The sequence below is a fragment of the Gallibacterium genomosp. 1 genome (genome assembly GCF_001678575.1).
Classification (GTDB): Bacteria; Pseudomonadota; Gammaproteobacteria; order Enterobacterales; family Pasteurellaceae; genus Gallibacterium.
This window is the reverse complement of the sequence record NZ_JTJP01000074.1, coordinates 1-6,906: the sequence shown is the minus strand read 5'-3', so window position 1 is coordinate 6,906 and position 6,906 is coordinate 1. Positions and strand designations below refer to the sequence as shown.

Below are 6,906 nucleotides of genomic sequence, written 5' to 3'. Positions count from 1 at the left end.
GCCTAATTTTTCTAATACGAAAAGGGCATCTTATAAAATGCCCTTTTGTTTATGTTTTTATACTATGTGTTAATTTAAATAAGTAAATACTTTTACCACTTTTCTGACTCCATTCACTTGACGAGCGACATCAACCGCAGCGGAAGCTTGAGACTGAGTCACTTTACCAATTAAATATACAATACCATTTTCAGTTACTACTTTTACATCCGTTGCTTTTACATTGCCGTTTACGAATAATTTTGATTTTACTTCTGTAGTTATCCACGTATCCTTGCTTGCCTGTATAAAGCTAACCTTTTCACCGATCTGGATTTCATCATAAACATCAGCGATATCTTTAACGCCACGCGCAAGATTAACGGCGACCTCTTTAAGATCGGCACCCGGCGCTTCGCCGACCAATAACGCACGACCATTATAAACAATCACACTAATATGTGCCTGTTCATTTAATTGTTTATCTTTACGCAATGCATCTGCAACTCGCAACTCTAATGTTTGGTCATCAATTTGTGTACCAGTAGTGCGAGGATCCATCGCTACTTTGGTTGCCAATGCTCCACCACCAACAACAGCAGCAGTTACACAACCTTGTAACAAAGTCACTACACTGACCATTGCTGTTACTTTAACCAAATGTTTCCATTGAAGATTACGCATTATTGCCTCCTTTTTGCATTAATGAGAAAAGAGTGAAAAATCAATTAATTCACATAACGTATTAATAATAAACAGATGTTGCTCAAGAATTCGCACCTCTTTTTGTACCGGAACAGCGATATTAATATCGTTTTCATCCAGCAAACCATTGAGATGATCGTTTTTATCCCCGGTTAACGCAACCACTAAAATATCTTTATCTTTGGCACAACGGATTAATGAGAGAGAAACTTCCTCAGTATCCGGCGTCAAAATTACAAAGACATCGCCACTGCTTACTACAGCACTAAACTGCTTTTGATAAGCTTCAGACACACTGTTATCACTGATTAAAGCAGCTCCGACAGCACCATCCAACCCAAGCAGTATTGCGGGGAAACTAGGGCGAGCCAATAGATATCGATTAATCAGATTCGCTACTAATAATTGTGCATTAGAAGTAGAACGACCATATCCAAAAACCACAATTTTATTACCACGTAACAAACATTGTGTTAATTCGTTAGTCGTCTTCGCCAATATCTCCGGAATCACAGCGGCGGTGGCGATATGTCCTTTAATGCTCTCTTCATATAGCGCTTTTATTCGATCCAACATAATATCAGCCATTTATTTCTATAAAATTTTGTAACCACGTAATTTGATAAGCAACCCCATCAAAAGCGATTAAATCAAATCGACAACTTACCGTCTCCAAACTTTGTTGTCGTAATCCTAACCATAAATTTGCGGCTTTCAATAATTTTTGTTGCTTTGACCAGGAAACACTTTCTACCGCAGAACCGAATTTTGCGCTTTTCCGTTGTCTGACCTCAACAAAAACCAGTGTTTTTCCGTCTTGCATAATCAAATCAATTTCTCCACATTTAAAAGTCTGATTAGCAGCAATAAATTTTAAGCCTTTTTGTTCTAAAAAACGGCGAGCTTGTTGCTCAAACTCGCCGCCTTGCTGTCTTGGTTTGAATAATGACATTCTCAATTAATGAATGGTTTTTATATTGCCGTTATCATATTGCATCCAGGTCATTGTTCTCTCAATATTACAACCTTCACCGGCACTTAATACGCCAGTTAGACCATTAATGCTATAACCTGGAATCTGACGAAGTTCAGCAAATTTATTGATTAACATCCACGCATCTGCTCCCATCGCATATAAACGAAGTAATGAATAATCGCCATTCGCAATTTTAAGTGCCTGTTGATAGCTTGCAGAATTTAAATCACTTAAGAGTGGAATATCACTAAATTTCACACCATTCATTGTTAAGCGGTAATCTGGCCCATTGTTAGCGGAATTGCTACGTGAAGTAGCGTAAATTGCAATATCGTGAGCATCAGAATTATCCAATGCCGTTTTAATCTCCTGCAATTGTTGACTATCTGCCACCACATAAATTGCATTTACTTTGCCATTCATTGTTGCATTCTTTAGATTCGCTAAAATATCATCAACTAAAGTATAGTAATAAGTGTTCACGTCCGTACCTGCAAGGCTTTGCCATTTAGCATTAAAAGCAGAAGCACTACGCTGTCCTAAATCGTTCTGTGGTGCAAACACCAAAGGATTGACTTCGCCATCATTCCACATTTTAACAGCAGCAGCTTGTGCTTCATCTTCTGGCGATAGTCCATAATAACAAACACCTTGTATCGGACGCATACTTGGTGCAGTATTCAATGTTAATACACTCAAGCCTTGTATCGCATTTCCATTTAATAATGCATCCACATTATCTTTTAATAACGGGCCGACAACCGCTTGCGCACCTTCCTGTTTTGCCTGATTAACCAAGTCTGTAACATTAGTTCCTGCCATTGTATCGTAGGTTTTTACTACTATCGGAGAGTTACCGCGAGCATCGTTAAATCCCTGTAAGATTGTTTTACCAATTAATTCACCGTTACCGCTTAACGGTAATAACACGGCGATTTGTTGAATATTTAAATTCTCAAAATTGACCACACCACGTAAATCAGTCGGTAATAAATAAGCTGCTGAATGGTTGGCATAAGTGGTTTTCCAATTCTGAATCGCAAAACGCATTTGATCGGGCTGTGCAATGTGATCGTTATATACTTTTGCCAAATCAATCCACCCTTTTAACGCCACATCATTATCATCCACAATTAAACTGTTTAACGTATTTTTATCCAAATTACGCAATAACCCCCAGATCACATCATTATTTTGTTGTTTACGTTGCATATCAGTAATGAAACGATCCATTTGCACGTGCGCATTAATTGCACCAATCGCATCGTGACTATTTTCAGCAGTTTGTGCTAACACCGCATAATAACGCACTTTTTGTGAATTGCTGAGGCTATCTAACTTAATAGTATTCAACAAGGTTGTTGCCGCACTGTTATCACGCTGCATTGCCAATAAAGTTGCTTTCAAAAGCGAAGCGTCCAACTGTTGTGCATCGTCTAAATCAGTCAAAGATGATAACAAACTAGAGGCTTGCGCCACTTTATTTTCATTTAGTAATGCACGAATCGCTAACAATTGATAATTTACTTTTTCATCCTGATCCTGACTACTATTTGCCTTATCCAAGTAAAAATCGGAGCTGGCATAGGCTTCATTTTGTAACATCGTATTATTTGAACCAATAAGACTGCTACATCCTGCTACACTGATCATTACGAAAAAACTCAGTAAAAGATTTTTAAAATTCATTCGTTGTAATAGAATGTTCAACATATATATACCTATGATAATTTAAACTATCATTATAAAAACAAGACCACTCGACCTTTTGTCGAGTACAAATAAATCTTACTTATCTCTTAGTTTAAAAGCAATAAAAGACTTAATTTATGAGCAATTTATACGGAACTTTATATATTGTCGCTACGCCAATCGGCAATTTAAGCGATATTAGCCAACGTGCGTTGGACACTTTCAACCAAGTTGATCTTATTGCGGCAGAAGATACTCGCCATAGTGGTTTATTATTAAATCATTACGGCATTAAAAAACCACTTTTTGCTTTACACGATCATAACGAACAACAAAAATTGGAAATCTTAATTGATAAATTACAACAAGGTTCTAATATTGCCTTAGTTTCCGATGCCGGCACACCGCTTATTAGCGATCCCGGTTTTCATTTAGTCAGAGCCTGTCGTCAGGCTGATATTCGTGTCGAACCGATTCCCGGTTGTTGTGCGGCAATTACGGCTCTTTCTGTTGCCGGCATTGCTTCCAATCGCTTCTGTTTTGAAGGTTTTTTGCCGGCAAAAAGCAAAGCACGCCTTGATCGCCTTGCCGAATTAAAAACGGAAACGCGCACACTCATTTTTTATGAATCAACGCACCGCATTTTAGAAAGCCTGCAAGATATGCAAACCGTTTTCGGTGCAGATCGCTATTTAGTGATTGCCAAAGAATTAACCAAAACGTGGGAAACCGTTTACGGCAATCAACTTGCAGAAATAATCGCGTGGTTAAAAGAGGATGCTAATCGTTGTAAAGGTGAAATTGTATTGGTGGTTGAAGGCGCAGTTGAAAATAATGAAGAACAATTTAACCCTCAAGCATTATTAAGCCTGAAATTAATCAATCAACAATTACCTTTAAAAAAGGCGGCAGCGATTGTTGCTGAAGTTTATGGCTACAAGAAGAATGCACTTTATCAATATGGCTTGCAACATTTTATGCAGCAAAATTAAAACTATAACAAAGGAATGACTATGCATCACTATTATCTTGAAATGCAAGAACATTTTTTATACGTTCCCTATTATGACCATATGCGTCGCGTGCGCGTTTTATTGCCGAAAAACTACTATAAAAATCAATGGCAACACTACCCAGTTCTTTATATGCACGACGGGCAAAACGTGTTTTATAGTAAAGAATCTTACTCTGGCTACTCTTGGAAAGTGATTCCTACCTTAAAAAAACACCGCGAGTTTCCGCAACTGATTGTCGTTGGCATTGATAATGCTAGTGAACGACGTTTAGATGAATACGGCCCTTGGCGCACCGAAGTCGGTAATAGTGAAGTTTCAAGAAATACTGGTGGAATGGGAATGGAATATGGTAAATGGGTGGTGGAAACGGTTAAACCTTTTATCGACCAAAGTTATCGCACGAAACCAGAAGCACAATATACCTTGCTAGCAGGCAGTTCAATGGGTGGGATTATTACTGCTTATATGGGAGCTGCTTATCCTGAGATATTTGGACATCTTGGTATTTTTTCTCTTGCTTCATGGTTCAGTGAATCAAATTTTCTTGAATTTCTTCATTATCATCCATTCAATCGCAACGGCAAAGTGTTTATTCAAGTTGGCACAAACGAAGGAGATGATGCCGATGCCGAATATATTTCCAATATGAATCAAGCCTATATTGATTGTACACTACGTTATTATCAAGCACTATTGCGCACGGGACATCCAATTGATCAAATTCGACTTCGCATTATGGCAAATGAAATTCATCACGAATATTATTGGGCAAATCATTTTGCAGAATTCTTACACTTTTCACTACTGGAATAGCATTTTTTTCAATTTGCTCATTTAGTTTGCAATAAATCGTTAGGATCACACGATAAATCCGATATAATGTGCGCCATTTTTTAACTACATAATTTAAATATAAATATTAAAAATTGAGGTGATTATGACTCCTGTCATTGCCCTGGTTGGGCGTCCAAATGTGGGAAAATCCACATTATTCAACCGATTAACTCGTAGTCGTGATGCACTTGTCGCTAATTTCCCGGGATTAACTCGTGACCGAAAATATGGTCAAGGTCAATTAAATGGAACAGAATTTATTGTTATTGACACTGGAGGTATTGACGGTTCGGAGCAAGGCATTGAAGAAAAAATGGCGGAACAATCATTATTGGCAATTGATGAAGCCGATATTGTTCTTTTTTTGGTCGATGCTCGTGCCGGCTTAACTGCTGCGGATATTGGTATCGCACAATATCTTCGCCGTCGTGAAAAAACCACAGTAGTAGTAGCAAATAAAATTGACGGTATTGATGCCGATTCACATATTGGCGAGTTTTATCAATTAGGTTTAGAAGAAATTGTTCCTATCGCTGCTTCACAAGGTAGAGGGGTAACACAATTAATCCAAGATGTTCTTGCCCCTTATCAGGAAGATGAGAGTGAAAACGCCGAAACAGAGAGTGAAGAAAATTTTGATTTTGCACTTTCCGATACCAATTTTTCTGATTTTGAAGCCACTTCAATCAATGATGAAATTATAGATGACAGCGAAGAAGACGAAGATTTAGAAGATAATGCTGAAACAGAACAAAAATCGATTAAAATTGCAATTGTCGGTCGCCCGAATGTTGGTAAATCCACTTTAACTAACCGTATATTAGGAGAGGATCGTGTCGTCGTTTACGATATGCCGGGTACAACACGTGACAGTATTTATATTCCGATGGAGCGGGACGGTCAGCAATATACCATTATTGACACCGCAGGTGTGCGTAAACGTGGTAAAGTCACCCTCACCGTAGAAAAATTTTCGGTCATTAAAACGTTGCAGGCAATTCAGGATGCTAATGTGGTATTACTTACCATTGATGCGCGTGAAGGTATTTCCGATCAAGATTTATCACTATTAGGCTTTATTCTAAATGCTGGTCGAGCTTTAGTCATTGTTGTTAATAAATGGGACGGATTAAGTCAAGAAATCAAAGATAACATTAAATCCGAATTAGATCGCCGTTTAGATTTTATTGATTTCGCTCGTGTTCATTTTATTTCTGCACTACACGGCAGTGGTGTTGGTAATCTTTTTGAATCTATCAACGAAGCTTATCAATCCGCAACTAAACGTTATTCAACATCGCTATTGACACGGATTTTGCAAATGGCAACCACAGAACACCAACCGCCAATGATTGCTGGACGCAGAATTAAATTGAAATATGCACACCCAGGTGGACATAATCCTCCAATTATTGTAGTACACGGTAACCAAATTGATAAATTACCGGATTCCTATAAACGTTATTTATCCAATTATTACCGCCGTAGTTTGCAAATTATCGGCTCTCCGATCAGAATGTTATTCCAAGATGGAGATAACCCATATGCTGGTAAACGTAACACATTAACACCGAACCAATTACGTAAGCGCAGACGTTTAATGAAATTTATTAAGAAATCAAAACGATAGTAGATCAAGGCTTCTCTCAAGGAAGCCTTTTTAATTTAGATTAATGCAGTTTTGGCTTACCTAAAATTTGGCAT

The 6,906-nt window shown here is 38.0% G+C and carries 7 protein-coding genes; 3 read left to right on the top strand and 4 right to left on the bottom strand.

Translation table 11 applies throughout. The features are described from left to right. Positions 1–69: 69 nt before the first annotated feature. The 4 genes from dolP to QV04_RS11080 are packed head-to-tail and all read right to left on the bottom strand — an operon-like array spanning position 70 to position 3,373. On the bottom strand, positions 70–663 hold the full coding sequence (gene dolP / locus QV04_RS11095) for a division/outer membrane stress-associated lipid-binding lipoprotein (RefSeq protein WP_065231598.1): 594 nt from the start codon (positions 661–663) through the stop codon (positions 70–72). Positions 664–681: 18 nt separating this feature from the next. Continuing rightward, positions 682–1,272, bottom strand: coding sequence for a D-sedoheptulose-7-phosphate isomerase (locus QV04_RS11090; protein WP_013744922.1), 591 nt, complete (start codon positions 1,270–1,272; stop codon positions 682–684). Next, positions 1,265–1,636, bottom strand: coding sequence for a YraN family protein (locus QV04_RS11085; protein WP_013744923.1), 372 nt, complete (start codon positions 1,634–1,636; stop codon positions 1,265–1,267). The genes QV04_RS11090 and QV04_RS11085 overlap by 8 nt, the downstream gene beginning before the upstream one ends. A 6-nt stretch (positions 1,637–1,642) precedes the next feature. Further along, positions 1,643–3,373: a penicillin-binding protein activator gene (locus tag QV04_RS11080; protein ID WP_065231599.1), complete on the bottom strand. Its 1,731-nt coding sequence runs from the start codon at positions 3,371–3,373 to the stop codon at positions 1,643–1,645. A 116-nt stretch (positions 3,374–3,489) separates the two neighbouring features. Here QV04_RS11080 and rsmI point away from each other — a divergent pair, with 116 nt between their 5' ends. The 3 genes from rsmI to der all read left to right on the top strand — a co-directional run bounded on the left by rsmI (position 3,490) and on the right by der (position 6,832). Beyond that, positions 3,490–4,344, top strand: a complete 855-nt coding sequence (gene rsmI / locus QV04_RS11075) for a 16S rRNA (cytidine(1402)-2'-O)-methyltransferase (protein WP_065231600.1) — start codon at positions 3,490–3,492, stop codon at positions 4,342–4,344. Between the two features lie 15 nt (positions 4,345–4,359). Next, the gene (locus QV04_RS11070) at positions 4,360–5,181 is read left to right on the top strand and encodes an alpha/beta hydrolase (protein ID WP_039136656.1); all 822 of its coding nucleotides are present in this window, start codon (positions 4,360–4,362) and stop codon (positions 5,179–5,181) included. Positions 5,182–5,305: 124 nt separating this feature from the next. Then, positions 5,306–6,832, top strand: a complete 1,527-nt coding sequence (der, locus tag QV04_RS11065) for a ribosome biogenesis GTPase Der (protein WP_039170807.1) — start codon at positions 5,306–5,308, stop codon at positions 6,830–6,832. The last annotated feature ends 74 nt before the right edge of the window (positions 6,833–6,906 follow it).